The following is a 20,375-nucleotide window of genomic DNA, read 5'->3' on the forward strand; positions in this document are numbered from 1 at the left end:
GGAGCACGAGTATGAAGAGCTTGATTTCGCGGTTCGTAAAGGACGAGTCCGGCGCGACCGCCATCGAATACGGCCTGATCGGCGCGCTGATCTCCGTCATCATCATCACCGCAGTGAAGCTCGTCGGCAGCAACCTGTCCCAGACCTTCAACAAGATCGCTCAGAATCTGAGCTGAGGGCGGACCGGCGCCCGTCTCGTCGCCGCCGCGTCGAGACGAGGGCCGCTGCATGAAATCTCGCCGATGGCCGGCTCGTACACAGCCGGCCGGCTCGGTTCGCCAGCATCGGACATGACGCATCATAAATCAGGAGAGGACGATGAAATCGTCGATTATGAAATTTCTCGACAATGACTCGGGCGCCACCGCAATCGAATATGGTCTGATCGGCGCTCTGATTTCGGTGATCATCATCACCGCAGTGAAGCTCGTCGGCAGCAATCTGTCCGAGACCTTCAACAAGATCGCTCAGAACCTCAGCTGAGCGATTCCGGAACGGGCGCGCGCGTCGGCTCCTCGCCGCGCGACGCGCGGATCGCGCGCTCCAAACGAGCGCGCAACGTGAATACGAGAGGCGCCATTGTCGGAGACAAGAGAGGCGCGGCGACAGGAACGACCCACATGATCGCTGCCGCCGCCGCGCTGATCCTCTTCCCGGCCCTGATGGCGTTTTCGGCATTCGCCGATCTGCTGACCATGACCATTCCCAACCGCGTGTCATTGGCGCTCATCGGCTTTTTCGCCCTTTTCGCCGCATGGCTCGGCATGCCGCTCGACAGCGTCCTACCGCATGTCGCCTGTGGGGCCTGCGTGCTCGCGGCCACCTTCCTGATGTTCAATCGCGGCTGGATGGGCGGCGGCGACGCCAAGCTCGCCTCCGCCACGGCGTTGTGGCTCGGCTTCGATCAACTCGCCGACTACGCCCTCGTCACCTCGTTGGTCGGCGGCGCGCTGACGATCGCCATACTGGCTCTGCGTCGCTACGAGCCGCGCGTCATCGCCGATTCGCCGCGCCTCGCGCATCTGTGCGACGGGACCGAGGGCGTGCCCTATGGCATTGCGCTGGCGATCGCCGGGATCGCGATTTACCCCAATTCGCAGCTCTGGGCGCTGCTCACCGCGGCGTGATCCGGGGCGGCGCGGGAAAAAATCCTCGCCGCGGAGCGCAAAAGCGCCGATCTCTTACCGACGATTAACCATAATTTGACGTTTTTCCGCTTTCATTCGGATTGCTCCGCTCTAGCCGGGGCGATCGGATTGGAAGCAAATGAACAAGGCGCAGATCGTGGTTCTCGGCGTCGCCGTCGTGGCGGGCGGCGGAGCCTTCCTGATGATGAACGGTTCGCCGCCCGAGGCGCCGAAGCTCGTTCAGATGATCCCCGCGCAGCCGACCACCGACAAGGTGCTCGTGGCGACGCGCGATCTCTCCTATGGAACCGCGCTCGGCGAGCCGGACACCAATTGGATCGATTGGCCGATCGGCGCCGTGCCGCAGGGCGTTCTGCGCAAGAGCGAAGCGCCGAACGCCAAGGAGGATCTGCACGGCTCCTATGTCCGCAATCCGATCTCCAACGGAGAGCCGGTGCGTCGCGAGCGCCTCGTCAAGGGCCCGACCGCGGGGCTGATGTCGACGCTGCTGCCGGCGGGCCATCGCGCGGTCGCGATCGATATTTCGCCCAACACCACCGCGGGCGGCTTCATCCTCCCCAACGACCATGTGGATGTGATGCGCACCTATCGAGACGCCGACCGCGGCCGTGAAGGGGCTGTCGATCTCTCCTCGGAAGTCATTCTCACCAATGTGCGCGTCATGGCGATCGGCCCGATGGTCGAGACCAAGAACGGCGAGTCCGTCGTCACCGGAGCGACCGCGACGCTCGATCTCGAGCCGCGGCAGGCCGAGCTCATCATCCTCGCGCAGCGCACGGGACAATTGGCGCTGCTGCTGCGCTCCATGGCGGATGCGCATGAAGACGACAAGCATGCGTCGGCCGCGGACGATTCCCTGACGGTCGTGCGCTTCGGCGTCCCGACAACCATGCGCACGCGTTGAGGCGATGCGGCTCATCGAAGGACGGCGCCCTGTGACGAAAAACGTGGCGAACATCGAAAGCGGAGCGATCGGCATGAACAGATCTGCGCTGCGTCTATCCTGCGCTGCGGCGCTCGCGATCCTCGCGGTCGCGGGAGCTGGCCTCGGAGCCGCTCCGGCGTCGGCCCAGGAGAAATGGGGAATCGAATCGGGCTCCGACGCGCTCTTGTCGCGGCGCATCGCGATGGGCGTCGGCAAATCGATCATCGTCGATCTGCCGGGGGAAGCATCGGAGATCGTGGTCGGCAATCCGAAAGTCGCCAACGCCATCGCTCGCTCGGCGCGCAAGCTCTACATAATGGGCGCCGAGACGGGGCAAACGACGATTTTCGCGCTCGATCGCGCCGGCCGGCAAATCGCCAATCTCGAGATCAGCATCGGCCGCGACGTCGGCGAGCTCGGTCCGCTGCTGCGCGCCGCGCTTCCCAAGTCGAGCATAACGGCGCGGACGGTCAATGACACGATCATCCTGACCGGCTCCGTCGAATCCGCGGCCGAGGGTCAACGCGCCGTCGATATCGCCAAAGGCTTCGCGGCGCGATCGGCCTCGGCCCAGGGCAATGGCGCGGGCGGCGATGGGCTCGTCGTCAATGCGCTCACGATCAGCACGCGGGATCAGGTGATGCTGAAGGTCACCGTCGCCGAAGTGCAGCGGCGTGTGATCAAGCAGCTGGGCGTTTCGGCGCAGAGCGGCGGCGAGGCGATCCTCAGCGGCGGCTGGGGCAAGCTCGTTCAGCAAAATCCCTTCGCGATCAATTCGGCGCTCACCTCGAGCGCGCTGAGCCTGAATGGACCCAACAGCACCACCGCGACGCTGCAGGCCTATGAACGCTACGGCGTCTCGCGCATCCTCGCCGAGCCCACCGTCACGGCGGTCTCCGGAGAGTCGGCCAAGTTCATCGTCGGCGGCGAGGTCGCGGTGCCCGGCAATGGCAATTGCATCAATGGCGCGGTTCTCTGCAACGTCGGCATCGTGTTCAAGCAATATGGCGTGTCGCTGAACTTCACGCCTGTGGTTCTCGCCGAGGGGCGCATCCTGCTGCATCTCGCCACAGAGGTGACGGAGGTCGATTACCAAGGCGCGCAGACCTACAATAGCGTCACCGTTCCGGGCTTCAAGACGCGCAAGAACGAAACCAGCGTCGAGCTCCCCTCCGGCGGCTCTATCGCCACCGCGGGTCTCTTGCAGCAGAAGTCCGATCAAGCCATCAACGGGCTGCCGGGCCTGATCAATCTTCCGGTGCTCGGGGCGCTGTTTCGCTCGCGCGATTATCTGCGCAACGAGACCGAGCTGCTCATCATCGTCACGCCCTATATCGCGCGATCGGTTCAGGCGCGCGATATCGCGCGCCCAGACGACGGCTTCGCGGACGCTACCGATCCGCAGGCCTGGCTGCTCGGGCGCGTCAATCGGCTCTATGCCAATCCCCAACATCCGCAAGCGGTTCCGCGCCTGAAGGGCCGCATCGGCTTCATTCAGGACTGAGCGCGGGCGAGGAGCGGTCAACCATGTCTATCCGACTGAACAGCGAGAAATTCAAAGGCCTCGCCGCGCGGCTCGCCTGCCTCGCCGCAATGGCGCCGCTCGCCGGCTGCGGCGTGAACAGGACGCTGCCGCCGCGCGTCGTCGCGCAGGATTACCGCGACCGTCATCCGGTCGTGCTCGCCGACGCGACGACCTCGATCGATCTGTTTCCGTCGCATCGTCTCGACAATACGACGAGCGGACGCATTCGCGATTTCGTGGTGCGATATCAGCGCTTCGGCCATGGCCAGATCACGCTTCTCGCGCCGACCGGCGCGAAAGACCAGCTCGGCGTGCGCGGCGGCGTCGATGCGGTGAAGCGTCTTCTCGCCGAAAGCGGCGTGTCCGGCGCGGTCTATGTCGGCACGTATCCGGTGAGCGATCCCAATCTCGCCGCTCCGGTGCGGCTGTCCTTCCAGGGCGTGCGCGCGAAAGTCGCGGGGCGCTGCGGCGAATGGCCGACCGATCTCGCCTCGGCGAGCTCGCTCGAGGGCTGGGACAACACCACTTATTGGAATTACGGCTGCGCGAGCCAGACGACATTGGCGGCGCAGATCGACGATCCTCGCGACCTCGTCGCGCCGCGCGGCGAATCGCCGGCCGATATCGAATCCCGCATGCGCGCGATCGGCAATGTGCGCAAAGGCTCCGATCCGGCGACGCAATGGAACGTCAAGGGAACGAATATCAGCTCGGTTGGAGGCGGTTGATGAAAGAGCAATCGGCAATGACGGAGAGCGATGCGGCGACGCAGATCGCTCCCTTGCCGCGCATTTCCGTGCAGGCGTTCTGCGAGACGCCGGACGCCGTGGCGGTGGTGAATTCGGCCGCCGTGGATCGCCGCATGGACAAGGCGCATGTCAAAGTCCATATGGGCGGCGTCGCTGCGGCGATCGAGGCGTTTCGCTCCGCGCCGACGCCCAATCTGATCGTGCTCGAGGCGATCGGCGAGCGCCAGACTCTCGTCTCGCAGCTCGAGGCGCTGTCGGAGTCCTGCGATCCCGGCACCAAGGTCGTCGTGCTCGGCCATGTCAACGACATCGCGCTCTATCGCGCGCTGATGGCGCGCGGCGTCAGCGACTATATCGTCGCGCCGATCGACGTGCTCGGCTTCATCGCCCGCATCTCCGATCTCTACAACAATAGCGCCGAGTCGCTCGGACGCATCATCGCGATCGCCGGCGCGAAAGGCGGCGTCGGCGCCTCCTGCATCGCGCATAATCTCGCCTGGTCGATCGCGCGCGCGCTGCAGATGCAGACCGTCGTCGCCGATCTCGATCTTCCGTTCGGCACCGCCGGGCTCGATTTCAATCAGGACCCGCCGCAGGGCGTCGCCGAGGCGGTGTTCGCGCCCGATCGCGTCGACGCCAATCTGATCGACCGACTGCTATCGAAATGCAGCGATCAGCTCAGCCTGCTCGCCGCGCCCGCGACCGTCGATCGTCTCTATGATCTGCCGGAGACCGCTTTCGACGCGATCATCGACACGCTGCGCGCGACCGCGCCCTGCACCGTGCTCGACGTTCCGCATCAATGGTCCGCCTGGACGAAGCGTGTGCTGATCGGCGCCGACGAGGTGGCGATCGTCGCGTCGCCCGATCTCGCCAATCTGCGCAACGCCAAGACGCTCATCGATGCGCTGCGCGTCGCCCGCCAGAACGACTCGCCGCCCAAGCTCGTCTTGAATTTCGTCGGCGTTCCGCGGCGGCCGGAAATCGCGGTGGCGGATTTCGCCAAGGCGATCGAGATGGAGCCGTCGGCGATCTTTCCCTTCGAGCCGAAGCTGTTCGGAGCGGCGTCCAACAATGGGCAGATGATCGCCGAGGTCGATCCCGGCGCGAAGCTGATCGAGCAATTCGACGCGCTCGGCCGTGAATTGACCGGGCGCGCCGTGAGCCGCAAGGTCAAGAGCGGGCTGCTCGCGCCATTGCTCGGTCGTTTGTCTCGAAAGCTCGCCGGCTGACGCGCGGCGGATAGGCGTTACGGGGAGATCGCATGTTCGGAAAGCGGACGAACGTCGGAACGGCGCAGACGGGAACCGGCCGGCCTGCGCAGCAACCGTCGGCGGCGAGCAAGGCTGCGGCGTCTGTCTCAGCGTCCGAACCCTCGACCACGGTCGTGGCGGCGGCTCCCGAGCAGAAGCGCTCGGAGCAATATTACGTCACGAAGAGCATGATCTTCGGCGCGCTCATCGAGGCGATCGATCTCGCGCAGCTTTCCAAATTGGAGCCGGAGAGCGCCCGCGACGAGATCAGGGACATCGTCAACGAGATCGTCGCGATCAAGAATGTCGTGATGTCGATAGCCGAGCAGGAGGAGCTGCTCGAGGATATCTGCAACGATGTGCTCGGCTATGGCCCGCTCGAGCCGCTGCTCATGCGCGACGACATCGCCGACATCATGGTCAATGGCGCGGCGAAGACCTATATCGAGGTGGGCGGCAAGATTCAGCTGACCAACATCAGGTTTCGCGACAATTCGCAGCTGATGAATATTTGCCAGCGCATCGTCAGTCAGGTCGGGCGCCGCGTCGACGAATCCTCGCCGATCTGCGACGCGCGCCTGCTCGACGGCTCGCGCGTCAACGTGATCGCGCCGCCATTGGCCATCGACGGCCCTGCGCTCACCATTCGTAAATTCCGCAAGGACAAGCTCACTCTCGATCAGCTCATCCGCTACGCCTCGATCTCGCCGGAGGGCGGCGAGGTGTTGAAGATCATCGGCCGCGTGCGCTGCAACGTCCTGATCTCCGGCGGCACGGGCTCGGGCAAGACGACGCTGCTCAACTGCCTCACCAATTCTATCGACATCGACGAGCGCGTGATCACCTGCGAGGACGCGGCGGAATTGCAGCTGCAGCAGCCGCATGTGGTGCGCCTGGAGACGCGGCCGCCCAACCTCGAGGGGCAGGGCGCGGTGACGATGCGCGATCTCGTCAAGAACTGCCTGCGCATGCGTCCCGAGCGCATCATCGTCGGCGAGGTGCGCGGACCGGAAGCCTTCGATCTTCTGCAGGCGATGAACACGGGCCATGACGGCTCGATGGGCACGCTCCACGCCAACTCGCCGCGCGAGGCGCTCGGCCGTCTCGAGTCGATGATCACGATGGGCGGATTCTCGCTGCCGGCGAAGACGATCCGCGACATGATCGTCTCTTCGATCGACATCATCGTGCAGGCGGCGCGTCTGCGCGACGGCTCGCGTCGCATCACCCACATCACCGAGGTGCTCGGCCAGGAGGCGGATGTGGTCACGCTGCAGGATCTTTTCGTCTATGAGATCGTCGGCGAGGACGCCAATGGGCGGATCATCGGCCGGCATCGCTCGACCGGCGTCGGCCGGCCGCGCTTCTGGGAGCGCGCGCGCTATTATGGCGAGGAGAATCGGCTCGCCGCGGCGCTCGACGCCGCCACTGTCATCGACGACGGAAAATAGGCGCGGGGCCGGCCATGGATCGTCAGTCACTGTTTTCCGCAGCTCTCGTCATGATCGCCGTCGGCGGAGTGATGTACGCATTCGTGTATCCCTATCTCTCCGGCGAGATCCATGCGCAGAAGCGGACCGCGGCGCTGATGTCGTCGTCCGAGCGTCGTCGCGACGCCCGGGGCGGCGATCCCGCGAAGCGGCGCAAGCTGATTCAAGATAGTCTCAAGGACGTCGAGACGAAGAAGAAGGCCAGGGTGACGCTCGAGCAGCGCATCGTTCAGGCGGGGCTCTCGACGACGCGCCCGATCTTTCTTTTCTCCGCGGCGGCGTTCGGCCTCGTCATCGCTTTCGTGGTCTTCGTGTTCAATTCGGACCCTCTCGTCGCTGTCGGCGCGGGCGTGGTCGCCGGCGTCGGCGTTCCGCATTGGCTGCTGGGCTTTCTGGCGCGGCGGCGCATCGGGAAATTCATCGCGGAGTTTCCCGGCGCCGTCGACATCATCATTCGCGGCGTCAAGGCCGGCTTGCCGGTCGCCGATTGCTTTCGCATGATCGCCGGCGAGGCGCCGGAGCCGGTGCGCAGCGAGTTTCGACAGATCGTCGAATCGCAGACGATCGGGCTTTCGATCGCCGAGGCGACCGAGCGCTTCGCCGAGCGCGTTCCGGTGGCGGAGGCTTCTTTCTTCTCGATCGTCATCAGCCTTCAGCAAAAGGCCGGCGGCAATCTCTCAGAGGCGCTCACCAATCTCGCCGGCGTGCTGCGCGAGCGAAAAAAGATGAAGGCGAAGGTGAGAGCGATGTCGGCGGAAGCCAAGGCTTCGGCCGGCATCATCGGCAGCCTGCCGTTTCTCGTGGGCATGGTCGTCTGGTTCACGAATCCTGCGTATATCAGCGTGCTCTTCAATACGACGGTCGGCAATTTCATCATAGGTGCGAGCCTGCTCTGGATGGCGATCGGAGTCTTCATCATGCAGAAGATGATCGACTTCGATATTTGAGCAGGACGAACGAGGCGAGCGAGAGGTCGGGTTCTATGGAGGAGATCGTCAAATTCGCGACCAATGGACGGCTGGCGTTTAGCGTTCTCGTCGCAATGTCGGTCATCGCCACCATCTGGTCGCTGGGGGCGACATTCCTCCAGAGCGACACATTGGCCAAGCGCATGAAGAGCGTCGCCAATGAGCGCGAGCGCATCAGGGCGCGCGAGCGCGCGGCCGCCAAGGCGGATGGCGGCGGTCTTCGGCACCAGCCCAAGCGATATATGAAGAATGTCGTCGACCGCTTTTCTTTGTCGACATGGCTGAACACCGACGACGCCAAGCTGCGTCTGGCTTCCGCGGGCTATCGCGGACCGCAGGCGGAGGTGACCTTTCTCTTCTTCCGCCTGGTGGCGCCGATCGCTTTCGCGCTGTTCGCCGTTTTTTATCTCGTCGTGCTCGACGATTCCGATTGGCCGATGCTCACCAAAGGGGGCATCGTGATCTTCGCGACCTATCTCGGCGTGAAGGCGCCGGAGCTGTTCATCGGCAACACGATCGCCAAGCGGCAGCAGAGCATGCGCATCGCCTTTCCGGATGCGCTCGATCTGATGCTGATCTGCGTCGAGTCCGGCATGTCGGTGGATCACGCCTTTCGCAAGGTGGGGCAGGAGATCGGCGTGCGCTCGGCGGCGCTGGCCGAGGAGTTCGCGCTGGCGACGGCCGAGCTGTCCTATCTGCCGGATCGCCGGCAAGCCTATCAAAATCTGACGGCGCGCACAGGCCTCGATAGCGTGAAGCAGATTTCCACCGTGCTCATTCAGGCCGAGAAATACGGCACGCCGCTCGGCCGCGCGTTGCGCGTGACGGCGCAGGAGAGCCGCGACATGCGCATGGCCGAGGCCGAGCGCAAGGCGGCCGCGCTGCCGCCCAAGCTCACAGTCCCGATGATCGTCTTCTTCCTGCCGGTGCTGATGGTCGTCGTTATGGCGCCGGCCATTATTCAGGTGATGTCGCAGAGCTGGTGAGCGCGCCGAGCTTGGCGCGCGGCGGCGTCGCGGCGCTCTTCTGCTTGTCGCGCGCGCTGTAGCTCTGAATCTCGCGCCAGCTGTTCGATTGCGCGATCATCTGGCGGATCGTGGCGACATTGGCCGCCGCGTCGATCGGCGAGAGATCGTGGCGCGACCAGCTCTCCGCCTCCTCGAACTTGCCTTGGAGCGCGAGCACGAGCGCGAGATTTTGGCGCACGCGCATGTCGGCGGCGGGCTGCGAGGCGGCGGTCAGCAATGTGCTCTCGGCCTGCGGCAGCTGCTTGGAGAGCGCGTAGGAGAGTCCGAGATTGGAGAGAACCTTCGGATCATTGGGCTTGATCTTCAAAGCCGTCTGATAATAGTCGCGCGCCTCTTTGTGATTGCCGAGCTGATCGGCGATCGAGCCCTGCGCGGAGAGCACCGACCAGTCCGGACGCTCCGGCGTATGCGCGCGCGACAGCACGTCGGCGGCCTCGCGCAGACGGCCGGCGTCGGCGAGCGATTTGCCATAGGCGCCGAGAATGGCGAGGTCCTCGGGATAGCGGATGGCCTGGCCCTGCAGCACGGCGACGGCCTGCGCATTGCGGTCCAGCGCATGCAGCGCCCGCGCATAGGTCAGCGCGACGGATTTGTTCTTGGGGTCGGCGTCATAGCGATGTCCCCATTCTTCGGCGAAGCGTCGAAGCTGGGCGTCGTCGGTCGGCATTTCCACGCGTCTCGTCGCGCCGATCGAGCCGGTGACGTCGGAGAGCGGCTGCGCGCAGCCGCAGAGGGCGAGCAGGGCGCAGATCGCGATGGCTCGGGGCGCGCCGGGGCGGCGCGTCGCGACGAAATATGGCGGGAACATCGGACGACCCTTCTGCTGCGGTTTGAACCGTCTGGGTCGAGCAATAAATCGTTAACCTTGCCGCTTCCTTAACGCGCGCGCTCGGCGATCCTTCGGTCGAGCTCGTCGAGATCGCCGCGCCATTGCTCGAGCGCGAAGCCGAGAGCGAAGACATGCTCGACCCGCTCGACCGGCAGGCCGCGCAGGATTCCTTCCTCGCGCAGGGTAGAGATCTCCTGCGAATAGGAGTCGAAGGCGGCCCCCTGCGCGGCGCTCGCGGCGGGCGCGCGGCCGGCCGTCAGCGCTGCGCCGCAGTCGAGAAGATGCGCGGCGGCGGCTTCGGCGATCGTCGTGAGCGGCGCCTCGAGGCGCGGCCGCAGCGTCTCGGGCAGCGGAATGACCGCGGCGCGGCCGATCATCACGAGATCGTGCCGCATGCGCAGCAAGGCGCGCAGCAGAGGGGCGAGATCGGGCTCGGCGTTGAGAAAGGCGATCCGCTCGTGGCGCGCTTCCTGCTCCATTTTATCGAGGCGGGCGAAGGCGTCGCCGACGCCGCGCTGCAGCTCCCGGATCGCCTCCGGGTCCTGCGGTTGCGCGCAGCTCGAAAAGAGCGGGGGGAGGGCCCTGGCCATCGTCCCCAGCATGTCGGCGGCCGCCTCAAGCGCCAGAAGGCGCGCGCGGGCGGGGAAGACGAGATGCGACACGATCAGCGCGACCGCGCCGCCGAGCGCCACCTCGAGCACGCGGTCATAGGCCGAGTGAAACGCGGTGGCATGGGTGATCGTCGGCGCCAGCACGACGATGACGCCGGTCGCCGGCGCAACGGAGAAGCGCGGGCTCAGCGCCGAGAGCAGAGCGAGCGGCGCTATGGCGAGGCCGAGTAGGCCGAGCAGCGCGAGCTGATCGGCGCCGGGAACGAAGTTGGAGACGAGTCCGGCGTAGATCGCGCCGCCCAGCGTGCCCATGGAATAGTCGATCGTCGCCTTGACCGAGCGGCCGACGCTCATCTGCGTGAGGATGACGGCCGTCAGCACGGCCCACAGAATCATGGGCGTGCCGAGGAGGCGCCCGATTCCGAGCGTCGCCACCGCGGCGATCGTGATTCGCGCGCCGAGCGCGAGCTGGGCGCGATAGCGGGAGGGCGAGCCGATTTCCATGCGGTCTCCTATAACGTCTTCGTGTGTCCTTCGTGTCTTAGTGGTAGAAATGTCACAAAGACACGAAGGAACTCGAAAAGAGGGTGACGATGAGCCGATTGGAGGATTGGACGGCGGAAGCGACGCCGATCGATTTCGTCGACAAGGAAAGCTGGCCGATACTCGCCGAGACGCTGCCGCCGGCGATCGCCGCCTTTGCGCGCGCCTGCGGCTTCGACGGCAAGTCCGGCGCTCATTTGCTCGCGCCGGGGCCGGATGGGGCGTTGGCGATCGTTCTGTTCGGCGTGGAAGCGTCGGGTGCGCGCCATCGCGACGCCTTCCTCGCCGGCAAGCTCGCGACGCTGCTGCCGCCCGGACTCTATCGCCTGCGCGAAGGCGTCTCCGACTCGCATGCGGCGGCGCTCGCCTTTCTGCTCGGCGGCTATTCCTTCTCACGCTATCTCGCGCCGAAAAAGGAGCGTCCGCGGCTCTGCGCGCCCCAGGACGTCGATCGCGCGCGCATAGAGCGCGTCGCCGCGGCTCTCTCCTTCGGCCGCGATCTCGTCAACATGCCCGCCAATGATCTGGGCCCCGAGGCGCTCGCGGAGGCGGCGCTGGCGCTCGCCGCGCGGCACGGGGCGCAAGCGCGCGTCATCGTCGGCGACGCGCTGCTTTCGGAAAACTTCCCGCTCATCCATGCGGTCGGCCGCGCGGCGGCGCAGGCGCCCCGGCTCGTCGACATCCGCTTCGGGCCGGAAGAGGCGATGAAAGTGACGCTCGTCGGCAAGGGCGTCTGTTTCGACAGCGGCGGCCTCGACATCAAGCCGAGCAGCGGCATGCTGCTGATGAAGAAGGATATGGGCGGCGCCGCCACGGCGCTGGCGCTCGCCGATATTCTGATGGGGTCCGGCGCTCCCATGCGTCTGCGCGTGCTCGTGCCGATCGTCGAGAACGCCATTTCCGCGGACGCCATGCGGCCCGGCGACATTTATCCGAGCCGCAAGGGCCTCTCCGTCGAGATCGGCAATACGGATGCCGAAGGGCGCCTCATTCTCGCCGACGCTCTGGCGCTCGCCGCCGAGGAGGAGCCGGATCTGCTCGTGGATTTCGCCACGCTGACCGGCGCCGCCCGCGTCGCGCTCGGGCCCGAGCTGCCGGCTTTCTACACCGGAGACGACGCTCTGGCGCTGGAGATCGAGACCTATGGCCGCAAGCTCGGCGATCCGGTCTGGCGCCTGCCTTTGTGGGACCCTTATGATTCGCAGCTCGACGGCAGAGCGTCGAACATCGTGAATGTGTCGTCGAGCGCCCATGCGGGCTCGATCACCGCGGCGCTATTCCTGCGTCGCTTCGTCGCCAATCCCGAGAAATGGGCGCATTTCGATCTCTTCGCCTGGAATCCCTCGGCCAAGCCCGGGCGGCCAGAGGGCGGCGAGATTCAGACGGCGCGGCTCCTCGCCGAGTTGATCGTGGAGCGCGCCGCGCGTTGGGGCGTGAAGACATGAGCGACAGTTTCGACAAGCGGCTGACGCCGGCGCGGCCCGATCTCGCCGCGCGTCATCTCGAGGGCAAGGTCGAGGCGGCGCGCTTCGTCGACGGCCGCCGCATGCAGGTGAAGGAAGGCGTCGCCGATTTGAAGCGCGAGCCGCGGCCGGATGCGCGGCTCGACACGCAGGCGCTCTATGGCGAGACGGTCATCGTCTATGACGATGAGGAGGGCTGGTCCTGGGTCCAGCTCGAGCGCGATTCCTATGTCGGCTGGATCGCCGCCAATCTGCTGTGGAGCCGGATCGAGACGCCGTCGCATCGCGTCTGTGTCCCCCGCACCTTTGTTTTTCCGCGACCGGAGATCAAGGACCCGCCCTTGCTGGCGCTGCCGCTCGGCGCGGAGGTGGAGATCGTCGGCGAGCGCGACAAATTTTTGATCGAGGCCGGCGGCGGCTTCCTCTATCGGCCGCATCTGACGCCGTGCGCGGCGCGCGTCGCGGATTTCGTCTCTGTCGCCGAGAGCCTGATCGGCGCGCCCTATCTATGGGGCGGCAAGAGCTGGCTCGGCGTCGATTGCTCGGGGCTCGTGCAGACATCGCTCGCAATGGCCGGCGTCGCGGCGCCGCGCGACACCGATCTACAGGAGAAATCGCTCGGCCGCGCGCTCGCGGAAGACGAGCCGCTACGGCGCGGCGATCTCGTCTTCTGGAAAGGGCATGTCGGCGTCATGCAGGACGAGGCGCGCCTGCTGCACGCCAACGCCTTTCATTTGCAGGTCGCGAGCGAGCCCTTCTTGCCGGCGCGCGCGCGTATTCTGGCTTCGGGCTCGGCGGTGACGAGCGTGCGGCGGCTCGAGAATTGACAGTAAGGTCATTTCGCCTTCCTTTTTGACCTTTCGGCTGGGAAGACCTTCCATGGGCGCGCTTGCCGTCACCGCCAAAGGACAAGTCACGCTGCGCAAAGACTTGTTGAAACATCTCGGCGTTCGGCCCGGCGAGCAGATCGAGGCCGAGACGCTTCCGGACGGGCGCGTCGAGATTCGCGCAGCGCGTCCTGGCGGCAAGATGGCGGACGTCTTCGACCTGCTGAAGCGCGAGACCGCTCCCTCCTCGTCGATCGAGGAGATGAACGAAATCGCCGCGCGCGACTGGGCCGGAAAGAGATGAAGATCGCGGCGGACGCCTGGTGAACACGGCGACTGTGGTCGTGAACCGACCAGCCGTCGAAGCGGGGCTCGCCATGCTCGACGCCGGCGGCGATTTCGTCGACGGCGTCGAGCATATGAGGGGCGTCGGCTCGGGGCCGAGCTCTTCTCGACATTCGACGAGAAGGCGACGAAACTGTTGAGAGAGCGAGGCGAGAAGGTTCGCCTCCTGTCTTAGGCCGTCACGAGAATCGCCCATGCCCGAGCCGCTCTATCTCGAGGATCTCTTCGTCGACCAGCGCTTTCGCGCCGGGCCGCTCGAGGTCACGACCGAAGAGATCAAAGCTTTCGCGACGAAATTCGATCCGCAGCCCTTTCATCTCGACGAGGATGCGGCGACGAGCAGCCTGTTCGGCGGATTGGCGGCGAGCGGCTGGCACACGGCCTCGCTCACCATGCGGCTGTTGACGCAATGCGCCTCCTTCGCCGGCGGGCTGATCGGGGTCGGCGGCAAGGTCGAGTGGATGCGGCCCGTGCGGCCGGGCGATCGTCTGAGCGTCGAGGCGACGATCCTGCGCATTGCGCCATCGAAATCGCGGCACGATCGCGCAATGGTCAAAATGCGCGTCGTCACCGCCAATCAGCATGGCGAATCCGTGCAGCGGCTGGACGCCGATGTGCTCGCCTTTCGACGGCCGGCGAGCCCCTGAACGCCACGCTCAGCGCTCGCGCGCCAGCATAGCGACGATCTTTTCCGCCCATTCCAGAGGCGCTCCGTCCGGCGTCACGCGCAGGTCGTAGCGCTGCGGCGGCATGAAGAGCTTATTGGTATCCTCGAAGCGGCCTTTGGCGATCCTGTCGACGAAAATCGTGAAAGCCTCGCCGAAGGCGGCCCTGGTTTCCGGCGTCGGGCAGATGAAATCGGCGACGGCGGCGTGGCCGGATCTGACGACGCAGTCGCACAGCCAGCCCATGCGTCGCGCATGCTCGATCCGGTCCGCGAGCGAGAAGCCGAGATCGCGCTCGAGATTGGCGCGGACCTCGTCGGCGTTGAACAGAACAGCGTTCAATCGGGGAGCGAGAAGGGTCGCGAGCGTCGTCTTTCCGGCGCCGGGCAGGCCCATGATCAATATTTTTCGTGCGGCGGGGAGCGTCACCGGAAGCTCGACATTCGTGGGACTCTATTTGACCTTCTGAAAGGCGCGCAGTAGCCGCCGCAAGGCGATGAGGCCCGAGGCCCGGCTAGGGTCATAGCTCGGATTGCCGCCGGAAAAGCCGGTCGCATAATCCGAGATGACGGCGACGGCGGCAAAGGGCAAGGCGAAGCGCTTGGCGAGGATCGCCTCGGGCGCGAGCGCCATGCCGAGCGCGTCGGCGCCGAGCAGGCGGGCCATCTTCACTTCCGCCGGCGTCTCGAAGCTCGGACCGGAGAACCACATGAGAATGCCGTCATGCAGCGTCACGCCGGCGCCGGCGCTGGCCTGCTTGAGCCGCCGCAGCAGCCTTTTGTCATAGGCGCCGTTCATATTCACGAAATTCAGGCCCGGGGCGCCGATGAGCGGATTCATGCCGCTGAAGTTAATGTGGTCCGTCACGCCGAGAATGGAGGAGGGCTGCAAATCGGCGTTGGTCGAGACGGCGAGGCCGGCGGACAACAGCGCCCGCACGTTCAAATGCGTCAATGTCTCGACCGGCGAGGACATCAGGCTCGGATCGCCGCTGTCGTAGAATTCCGAGCGCCCTTTGAGGAACAGCATGGGCGCGCCCTCGACGAGGCCGATCAGCAGCTCGCCGCCCTCGACCTCCGGAAATCCGGGAAGATCGGAATAGGGAATGGCGACGGCTTGCTCGCCTATGTCGGCGGCCGCGAGAAATTCGCGTCCGAGCACGACGGCGGTCTCTATCGGCCCCAGCGGGTTGCGTGCGCCGATGATTTCGGCCGCGGCCTGCGCGCGCGTGGTCATGAATCGCCTCGAAGTGATTCGAATCGTTGCCGGCGAGTGTGACGAAGCGGCGGCTTCGCCGCAAGAGCGAGCAGCAGAGCGCGCGCCGCTTTCATTCCCTCAGCCGGCCTTGTCGCCCGGATGCGGCTCGGCCTCGATGCGAAAGGCCGCGGCGAAGAGGGCGCGCGTGTAGTCGCTCTTGGGCGCGGCGAACACATCGGCCGCCGGGCCTTCCTCCACCACCTTGCCGTAGCGCATCACGATGAGATGCGCCGCCAGCGATTTCACCACTTTGAGGTCGTGGCTGATGAAGAGATAGGCGAGGCTGTGCTTGGCCTGCAATTCGCGCAAGAGATCGACGATCTGCGCCTGCACCGACATGTCGAGCGCCGATGTGGGCTCGTCGAGCACGATGAATTTCGGCTTCAGCACAATGGCGCGGGCGATGGCGACGCGCTGGCGCTGGCCGCCCGAGAATTCGTGCGGATAGCGATCCATCATGGCGGGGTCGAGCCCGGTCTCGGCCAGCGCATTGGCGACGATCTCGCGCGTTTCCTCGAAGGAGAGGCCGCGCATCTGCACGCCCAATCCTTCCGCGACGATCTCGGCGACCGACATGCGCGGCGACAGCGAGCCATAGGGGTCCTGGAAGACGATCTGCATGTCGCGGCGCAGCGGGCGCATCTCTTTCACGCTTTTGGCGTCGATGCGCTCGCCGAGATAGAGGATCGGCCCCTCGGAGCGGATGAGGCGCAGCAGAGCGAGGCCGAGCGTCGTCTTGCCGGAGCCCGATTCGCCGACGACGCCGACCGTCGAGCCGCGGCGCACCGCGAGCGTGACGCCGTCCACCGCCTTGATATGGCCGACGGTGCGGCGCAGGAAGCCGCGCTTGATCGGAAACCAGACCTTGAGATCATTGGCGGCGACGAGCACGGGCTCGCTCTCGTCCTCCACCGGCGGCGCGCCCTTGGGCTCGGCGGCGAGCAGCGCCTTGGTGTAGGGGTGCTCGGGCGTGGCGAAGACTTTCTCGACATCGCCCGTCTCGACGATGCGCCCATGCTGCATGACGCAGACATCGTCGGCGAAGCGCCGCACGAGCCCGAGATCATGGGTGATGAACAGCATGGCCATGCCATAGGTCTTCTGCACGCGCTCCAGTAGAGCGAGAATCTGCGCCTGCACGGTGACGTCGAGCGCCGTGGTCGGCTCGTCGGCGATGAGCAGGTCCGGGCGGTTGGCGAGCGCCATGGCGATCATCACGCGCTGGCGCTGGCCGCCCGACAATTGATGCGGAAAAGCGGCGAGGCGTTCGGAAGGGTTCGGAATGCCGACCTCGCCGAGCAATTCGACGACGCGGGCGCGGATCTTTTCCGCGCCGCGCGCGCCATGCAGCTCGAGAATCTCGCCGATCTGCTGCTCGATCGTCTGCAGCGGATTGAGCGAGGTCATCGGCTCCTGAAACACCATGGTGATCTTGGCGCCGCGAATGGCGCGCAGCCGCGCGTCGGAGAGCTTCAGAATATCGTCGCCGGCGAAGTCGATGCTTCCCGACGGATGAATCGCCGACGGCGGCAGCAGCCGCACGATGGAGAGCGCGGTGATCGACTTGCCGGAGCCCGACTCGCCGACGAGCGCCAGCGTGCGCCCGCGCTCGAGCGAGAAGGAGACCTTGTCGACGGCGAGCGTCTCCTTGCCGCCGCCTTGCGCGAAGGCGATGGAGAGGTCGCGGACGTCGAGGAGGGGGGCGGCGAGGAGGGGGGGAGGAGTCATGCGAGGGCGCGGATCATATCGAGGGTCATATGGTCGAGATCGATCGACTCGAGCCCGGTCGGAAGCTCTAGTTTGCGATCCGTCGTGACGAAAGCGCGGCAGCCGTGCAGACGAGCTGTCGCGACGTGGATGGCGTCTGGGAGCTTTGTCTTGCTGCGGATCGCTCGTTGCCTCGCGGCTTCGACGATCACATCCTTGTCGATCGGCCGACTCTCGAAACCTTCTGGCGATTGGAGGAGTTCGCCGTAGACTTCGGCGAGCCGATCATCGTTGGTCCTGAGAGGATGGACGAGAAGCTCGGCGACGAGAAGCTCGCTGACGACCGCCACCGCCACCTTGGCGTCGATCAGGTCGAGGACCGCTCGGGCGTGATCAGAAGCAGGCCCTCGCCGCTCGAAAGCCAAAATGAATACATTGGCGTCGAGATAGATCTTGATCGTCATCGCTCGCGATGACTCCACTCGTCACGCAGCGCCCTGACATATTCGTTGACCTCTTCCGTCGACTTGAAATTGTCGCGCTGGATGTGCTTGTGCCGGTCGAACCAGCTCCGGCCGTCAGAAACGGCGGCTGTGTCGGGCGATTCTTCGACGATAATGGTCACCGTGACCTTCGCGTTCTCGCCGATCTCCTCACGCAGGTCGGCGGGCAGACGCGAGGCCGGATAGTGCTCGCGAAAGATTTTATTCATGCTTCGGCTCCAGTCCTCTTCACCATACCACAGCCTCACCGGAACGTCTTCCGCGGGTCGAAGGCGTCGCGCACGGCTTCGCCGATGAACACCAGAAGCGAGAGCATCAGCGCGATGATGACGAAGCCGGTGAGGCCGAGCCAGGGCGCCTGGAGATTGGATTTGCCTTGCAGCAGCAATTCGCCGAGCGACGGCGAGCCCGGCGGCAGGCCGAAGCCTAAGAAGTCCAGCGAGGTCAGCGTCGTGATCGAGGAATTGAGCACGAAGGGCAGGAAGGTCAAGGTCGCGACCGTGGCGTTGGGCAGGAGATGGCGCGTGATGATGCGGAAATTGGAGAGGCCGAGCGCGCGCGCCGCATTCACATATTCGAAATTGCGCGCCCGCAGAAATTCTGCGCGCACCACATGCACCAGCGACACCCAGGAGAACAGCAGCAATATGCCGAGCAGCACGAAAAAGCCCGGCGCGAGAAAGGAGGAGATGATGATGAGCAGATAGAGCTGCGGCAGCGACGACCATACTTCGATGAAGCGCTGGAAGACGAGATCGACGCGCCCGCCGAAAAAGCCCTGCACAGCGCCCGCGGCGACGCCGACGACCGAGGAGACGCTCGCCAGAATGAGGCCGAACAGCACCGAGACGCGGAAGCCATAGAGCAGACGCGCGACGACGTCGCGACCTTGGTCGTCGGTGCCGAGCCAGTTCCATTCGATCGCCGAGCAGCCGAGATGCGCCTTCTCCGGCCCGAGCTTCTTGGCCGCGGCGGCCTCGCATTGCGCCTTGGAGAGCAGCCATGTCGGCGGCGAGGGCGCAGGCGTCGGCAGATCGAGATTATGCGTGTCGTAGGAGTAGCGGACAGGCGGCCAGATCATCCAGCCATTCGCCTCGATCTCCTTCTCGATCGTCGGATCGCGATAGTCGGTGCGCGCCAGAAAGCCGCCGAACTTCTCCTCCGGATAGTCCTTGAAGATGGGGAACAGCAGCTCGCCCTTGTAATAGGCGAGAACGGGCTTGTCATTGGCGATGAAATTCGACGCCAGCGACAGCAGGAACAGGGCCATGAACACGAAGAAGGACCAATAGCCGCGGCCGTTGGCCTTGAAGCTCTGCAGCCGGCGCCGGTCGATCGGCCGCAGCCGCAACACGCCGCCGCCGGGAATCGCCGGCGCGAGCTTGGTCGTCGAGGCGGGAGCGCTCGTCTCGTCCATGATTCTGCTAAACCTCGCGTGTCTCGAAATCGATGCGCGGATCAATCCATGTGTAGGTCAGGTCGGACAGCAGATTCACCACGAGGCCGAGCAGCGCGAAAATATAGAGATTGGCGAACACCACCGGATAATCGCGATTGACGATGGATTCGTAGGAGAGATAGCCGAGCCCGTCGAGCGAGAAGATCGTCTCGATCAGCACGGAGCCGGTGAGAAAGGCGTGCACGAAGGCGCCGGGAAAGCCGGAGACCACGATCAGCATGGCGTTGCGGAACACATGGCCGTAGAGCACGCGATTCTCGGTGAGGCCCTTCATGCGCGCCGTCTGCACATATTGCTTGCGGATCTCGTCGAGGAAGGAATTCTTGGTCAGAAACGTCTGCGTCGCCAAGGCGCCGAGCGTCATGGCGAGCACGGGCAGGCAGATGTGCCAGAGGTAATCGCCCACTTTGCCGATGAGCGAGAGCTCGGAGAAATTCTCGGAGACGAGGCCGCGCAATGGGAATATCTGCCAGAAGGAGCCGCCGGCGAAGAGCACGATCAGCAGCATGGCGAAGAGAAAGCTCGGGATCGCATAGCCGATGATGACGAGATTGGACGTCCAGGAGTCGAAACGTTCGCCGTCGCGCACCGCTTTGGCGATGCCGAGCGGAATGGAGACCGAATAGGAGATCAGCGTCATCCATAGGCCGAGCGACATGGAGACGGGAAGCTTCTCGCCGATGAGCTTCAGCACGCTCTCGTCGCGGAAATAGCTGCGGCCGAAATCGAAGACGGCGTAATTCTTCACCATCAGCAGGAAGCGTTCCCAGGCCGGCTTGTCGAAGCCGAACTGTTTTTCCAGCTCGGCGATGAATTTGGGATCGAGCCCCTGCGCGCCGCGATATTTGGACGCGGCGTCCGCGCCTGCGCCCAGCGTCGCCGCGCCGCCGCGGCCGACGTCGCCGCCGCCGCCCGAGAAGCGCGAGGTCGCGCCCATGTCATAGCCCTGCAGCTGCGCGATGACGCGCTCGACAGGACCGCCCGGCGCGAATTGCACGATGGCGAAGGAGATGAGCATGATGCCGAGGATCGTCGGGATCATCAGCAGGAGGCGTCGTAGAATATAGGCTGCCATCTGGT

At 65.2% G+C, this 20,375-nt stretch carries 23 protein-coding genes and 1 pseudogene; 15 read left to right on the forward strand and 9 right to left on the reverse strand.

Translation table 11 applies throughout. From position 1 onward, the window contains the following. Positions 1-11: 11 nt before the first annotated feature. The 10 genes from VIF40_RS15895 (at position 12) to VIF40_RS15940 (ending at position 9,044) form a co-directional block, all read left to right on the forward strand. Entirely contained in the window at positions 12-176 is a 165-nt protein-coding gene (locus tag VIF40_RS15895; protein ID WP_024879776.1) for a Flp family type IVb pilin, read from the forward strand. A 142-nt stretch (positions 177-318) separates the two neighbouring features. Then, the gene (locus tag VIF40_RS15900) at positions 319-483 is read left to right on the forward strand and encodes a Flp family type IVb pilin (protein WP_331938486.1); all 165 of its coding nucleotides are present in this window, start codon (positions 319-321) and stop codon (positions 481-483) included. A 137-nt stretch (positions 484-620) separates the two neighbouring features. Continuing rightward, positions 621-1,127, forward strand: coding sequence for an A24 family peptidase (locus VIF40_RS15905; protein ID WP_331938487.1), 507 nt, complete (start codon positions 621-623; stop codon positions 1,125-1,127). A 139-nt stretch (positions 1,128-1,266) separates the two neighbouring features. Further along, positions 1,267-2,052 carry a Flp pilus assembly protein CpaB gene (gene cpaB, locus VIF40_RS15910; protein ID WP_331938488.1) on the forward strand — a complete coding sequence of 262 codons (786 nt, stop codon included), beginning with the start codon at positions 1,267-1,269 and terminating at the stop codon, positions 2,050-2,052. A 73-nt stretch (positions 2,053-2,125) separates the two neighbouring features. Then, entirely contained in the window at positions 2,126-3,577 is a 1,452-nt protein-coding gene (locus VIF40_RS15915) for a type II and III secretion system protein family protein (RefSeq protein ID WP_331938489.1), read from the forward strand. A 23-nt stretch (positions 3,578-3,600) separates the two neighbouring features. Continuing rightward, positions 3,601-4,326, forward strand: coding sequence for a CpaD family pilus assembly protein (locus tag VIF40_RS15920; protein ID WP_331938490.1), 726 nt, complete (start codon positions 3,601-3,603; stop codon positions 4,324-4,326). Positions 4,327-4,343: 17 nt separating this feature from the next. Continuing rightward, positions 4,344-5,579, forward strand: a complete 1,236-nt coding sequence (locus tag VIF40_RS15925; protein ID WP_331938491.1) for a CtpF protein — start codon at positions 4,344-4,346, stop codon at positions 5,577-5,579. Between the two features lie 32 nt (positions 5,580-5,611). Further along, positions 5,612-7,051, forward strand: coding sequence for a CpaF family protein (locus VIF40_RS15930; RefSeq protein WP_331938492.1), 1,440 nt, complete (start codon positions 5,612-5,614; stop codon positions 7,049-7,051). Positions 7,052-7,065: 14 nt separating this feature from the next. Further along, complete coding sequence (locus VIF40_RS15935; protein WP_331938493.1) at positions 7,066-8,037, forward strand: type II secretion system F family protein; 972 nt, start codon at positions 7,066-7,068, stop codon at positions 8,035-8,037. 35 nt (positions 8,038-8,072) lie between these two features. Then, positions 8,073-9,044: a type II secretion system F family protein gene (locus VIF40_RS15940; RefSeq protein WP_331938494.1), complete on the forward strand. Its 972-nt coding sequence runs from the start codon at positions 8,073-8,075 to the stop codon at positions 9,042-9,044. On the opposite strand, the gene VIF40_RS15945 is transcribed toward VIF40_RS15940, so the two are convergent. Beyond that, positions 9,016-9,894: a tetratricopeptide repeat protein gene (locus tag VIF40_RS15945; protein ID WP_331938495.1), complete on the reverse strand. Its 879-nt coding sequence runs from the start codon at positions 9,892-9,894 to the stop codon at positions 9,016-9,018. The two genes, VIF40_RS15940 and VIF40_RS15945, sit on opposite strands and share 29 nt — an antisense overlap. A gap of 68 nt (positions 9,895-9,962) precedes the next feature. After that, complete coding sequence (locus VIF40_RS15950) at positions 9,963-11,030, reverse strand: FUSC family protein (protein WP_331938496.1); 1,068 nt, start codon at positions 11,028-11,030, stop codon at positions 9,963-9,965. A gap of 89 nt (positions 11,031-11,119) precedes the next feature. Here VIF40_RS15950 and VIF40_RS15955 point away from each other — a divergent pair, with 89 nt between their 5' ends. The 5 genes and pseudogenes from VIF40_RS15955 to VIF40_RS15970 all read left to right on the forward strand — a co-directional run bounded on the left by VIF40_RS15955 (position 11,120) and on the right by VIF40_RS15970 (position 14,351). Continuing rightward, the gene (locus tag VIF40_RS15955) at positions 11,120-12,514 is read left to right on the forward strand and encodes a leucyl aminopeptidase family protein (RefSeq protein WP_331938497.1); all 1,395 of its coding nucleotides are present in this window, start codon (positions 11,120-11,122) and stop codon (positions 12,512-12,514) included. Beyond that, positions 12,511-13,359 carry an NlpC/P60 family protein gene (locus VIF40_RS15960; protein ID WP_331938498.1) on the forward strand — a complete coding sequence of 283 codons (849 nt, stop codon included), beginning with the start codon at positions 12,511-12,513 and terminating at the stop codon, positions 13,357-13,359. The genes VIF40_RS15955 and VIF40_RS15960 overlap by 4 nt, the downstream gene beginning before the upstream one ends. Before the next feature lie 52 nt (positions 13,360-13,411). Next, positions 13,412-13,663, forward strand: a complete 252-nt coding sequence (locus VIF40_RS15965) for an AbrB/MazE/SpoVT family DNA-binding domain-containing protein (protein ID WP_331938499.1) — start codon at positions 13,412-13,414, stop codon at positions 13,661-13,663. A gap of 16 nt (positions 13,664-13,679) precedes the next feature. Continuing rightward, a pseudogene (locus VIF40_RS21525) lies at positions 13,680-13,879 on the forward strand (VapC toxin family PIN domain ribonuclease); the annotation flags it as partial. A gap of 19 nt (positions 13,880-13,898) precedes the next feature. Beyond that, positions 13,899-14,351: a MaoC family dehydratase gene (locus VIF40_RS15970; protein ID WP_331938500.1), complete on the forward strand. Its 453-nt coding sequence runs from the start codon at positions 13,899-13,901 to the stop codon at positions 14,349-14,351. Between the two features lie 9 nt (positions 14,352-14,360). Here VIF40_RS15970 and VIF40_RS15975 read toward each other — a convergent pair whose 3' ends face one another. The 7 genes from VIF40_RS15975 to VIF40_RS16005 all read right to left on the reverse strand — a co-directional run bounded on the left by VIF40_RS15975 (position 14,361) and on the right by VIF40_RS16005 (position 20,370). Further along, positions 14,361-14,798, reverse strand: coding sequence for an adenylyl-sulfate kinase (locus VIF40_RS15975; protein ID WP_331938501.1), 438 nt, complete (start codon positions 14,796-14,798; stop codon positions 14,361-14,363). A 24-nt stretch (positions 14,799-14,822) separates the two neighbouring features. After that, positions 14,823-15,605 carry a purine-nucleoside phosphorylase gene (locus tag VIF40_RS15980; RefSeq protein WP_331938502.1) on the reverse strand — a complete coding sequence of 261 codons (783 nt, stop codon included), beginning with the start codon at positions 15,603-15,605 and terminating at the stop codon, positions 14,823-14,825. 99 nt (positions 15,606-15,704) lie between these two features. Beyond that, entirely contained in the window at positions 15,705-17,354 is a 1,650-nt protein-coding gene (locus VIF40_RS15985) for an ABC transporter ATP-binding protein (RefSeq protein ID WP_331938503.1), read from the reverse strand. After that, positions 17,351-17,797: a type II toxin-antitoxin system VapC family toxin gene (locus VIF40_RS15990; RefSeq protein ID WP_331938504.1), complete on the reverse strand. Its 447-nt coding sequence runs from the start codon at positions 17,795-17,797 to the stop codon at positions 17,351-17,353. Before VIF40_RS15990 ends, VIF40_RS15985 begins: the two co-directional genes overlap by 4 nt. Further along, positions 17,794-18,084, reverse strand: a complete 291-nt coding sequence (locus VIF40_RS15995) for a hypothetical protein (RefSeq protein ID WP_331938505.1) — start codon at positions 18,082-18,084, stop codon at positions 17,794-17,796. Before VIF40_RS15995 ends, VIF40_RS15990 begins: the two co-directional genes overlap by 4 nt. Beyond that, positions 18,081-19,253: an ABC transporter permease gene (locus tag VIF40_RS16000; protein WP_331938506.1), complete on the reverse strand. Its 1,173-nt coding sequence runs from the start codon at positions 19,251-19,253 to the stop codon at positions 18,081-18,083. Before VIF40_RS16000 ends, VIF40_RS15995 begins: the two co-directional genes overlap by 4 nt. Positions 19,254-19,260: 7 nt before the next feature. Further along, positions 19,261-20,370 carry a microcin C ABC transporter permease YejB gene (locus tag VIF40_RS16005; RefSeq protein WP_331938507.1) on the reverse strand — a complete coding sequence of 370 codons (1,110 nt, stop codon included), beginning with the start codon at positions 20,368-20,370 and terminating at the stop codon, positions 19,261-19,263. Positions 20,371-20,375 lie beyond the last annotated feature (5 nt).

The sequence above is a fragment of the Methylosinus sp. genome, from assembly GCF_036560965.1.
GTDB lineage: Bacteria > Pseudomonadota > Alphaproteobacteria > Rhizobiales > Beijerinckiaceae > Methylosinus.

Excerpts from the sequence above, each read along its gene's own strand:
- VIF40_RS15935 (WP_331938493.1), top strand. The coding sequence starts at position 7,066 with ATGGATCGTCAGTCACTGTTTTCCGCAGCTCTCGTCATGATCGCCGTC.
- VIF40_RS15930 (WP_331938492.1), top strand. The coding sequence starts at position 5,612 with ATGTTCGGAAAGCGGACGAACGTCGGAACGGCGCAGACGGGAACCGGC.
- VIF40_RS15915 (WP_331938489.1), top strand. The coding sequence starts at position 2,126 with ATGAACAGATCTGCGCTGCGTCTATCCTGCGCTGCGGCGCTCGCGATC.
- VIF40_RS15905 (WP_331938487.1), top strand. The coding sequence starts at position 621 with ATGATCGCTGCCGCCGCCGCGCTGATCCTCTTCCCGGCCCTGATGGCG.
- VIF40_RS16005 (WP_331938507.1), bottom strand. The coding sequence starts at position 20,370 with ATGGCAGCCTATATTCTACGACGCCTCCTGCTGATGATCCCGACGATC.
- VIF40_RS15895 (WP_024879776.1), top strand. The coding sequence starts at position 12 with ATGAAGAGCTTGATTTCGCGGTTCGTAAAGGACGAGTCCGGCGCGACC.
- VIF40_RS16000 (WP_331938506.1), bottom strand. The coding sequence starts at position 19,253 with ATGGACGAGACGAGCGCTCCCGCCTCGACGACCAAGCTCGCGCCGGCG.
- VIF40_RS15980 (WP_331938502.1), bottom strand. The coding sequence starts at position 15,605 with ATGACCACGCGCGCGCAGGCCGCGGCCGAAATCATCGGCGCACGCAAC.
- VIF40_RS15940 (WP_331938494.1), top strand. The coding sequence starts at position 8,073 with ATGGAGGAGATCGTCAAATTCGCGACCAATGGACGGCTGGCGTTTAGC.
- VIF40_RS15985 (WP_331938503.1), bottom strand. The coding sequence starts at position 17,354 with ATGACTCCTCCCCCCCTCCTCGCCGCCCCCCTCCTCGACGTCCGCGAC.
- cpaB (WP_331938488.1), top strand. The coding sequence starts at position 1,267 with ATGAACAAGGCGCAGATCGTGGTTCTCGGCGTCGCCGTCGTGGCGGGC.
- VIF40_RS15955 (WP_331938497.1), top strand. The coding sequence starts at position 11,120 with ATGAGCCGATTGGAGGATTGGACGGCGGAAGCGACGCCGATCGATTTC.
- VIF40_RS15965 (WP_331938499.1), top strand. The coding sequence starts at position 13,412 with ATGGGCGCGCTTGCCGTCACCGCCAAAGGACAAGTCACGCTGCGCAAA.
- VIF40_RS15920 (WP_331938490.1), top strand. The coding sequence starts at position 3,601 with ATGTCTATCCGACTGAACAGCGAGAAATTCAAAGGCCTCGCCGCGCGG.
- VIF40_RS15960 (WP_331938498.1), top strand. The coding sequence starts at position 12,511 with ATGAGCGACAGTTTCGACAAGCGGCTGACGCCGGCGCGGCCCGATCTC.
- VIF40_RS15970 (WP_331938500.1), top strand. The coding sequence starts at position 13,899 with ATGCCCGAGCCGCTCTATCTCGAGGATCTCTTCGTCGACCAGCGCTTT.
- VIF40_RS15900 (WP_331938486.1), top strand. The coding sequence starts at position 319 with ATGAAATCGTCGATTATGAAATTTCTCGACAATGACTCGGGCGCCACC.
- VIF40_RS15925 (WP_331938491.1), top strand. The coding sequence starts at position 4,344 with ATGACGGAGAGCGATGCGGCGACGCAGATCGCTCCCTTGCCGCGCATT.
- VIF40_RS15945 (WP_331938495.1), bottom strand. The coding sequence starts at position 9,894 with ATGTTCCCGCCATATTTCGTCGCGACGCGCCGCCCCGGCGCGCCCCGA.
- VIF40_RS15950 (WP_331938496.1), bottom strand. The coding sequence starts at position 11,030 with ATGGAAATCGGCTCGCCCTCCCGCTATCGCGCCCAGCTCGCGCTCGGC.
- VIF40_RS15990 (WP_331938504.1), bottom strand. The coding sequence starts at position 17,797 with ATGACGATCAAGATCTATCTCGACGCCAATGTATTCATTTTGGCTTTC.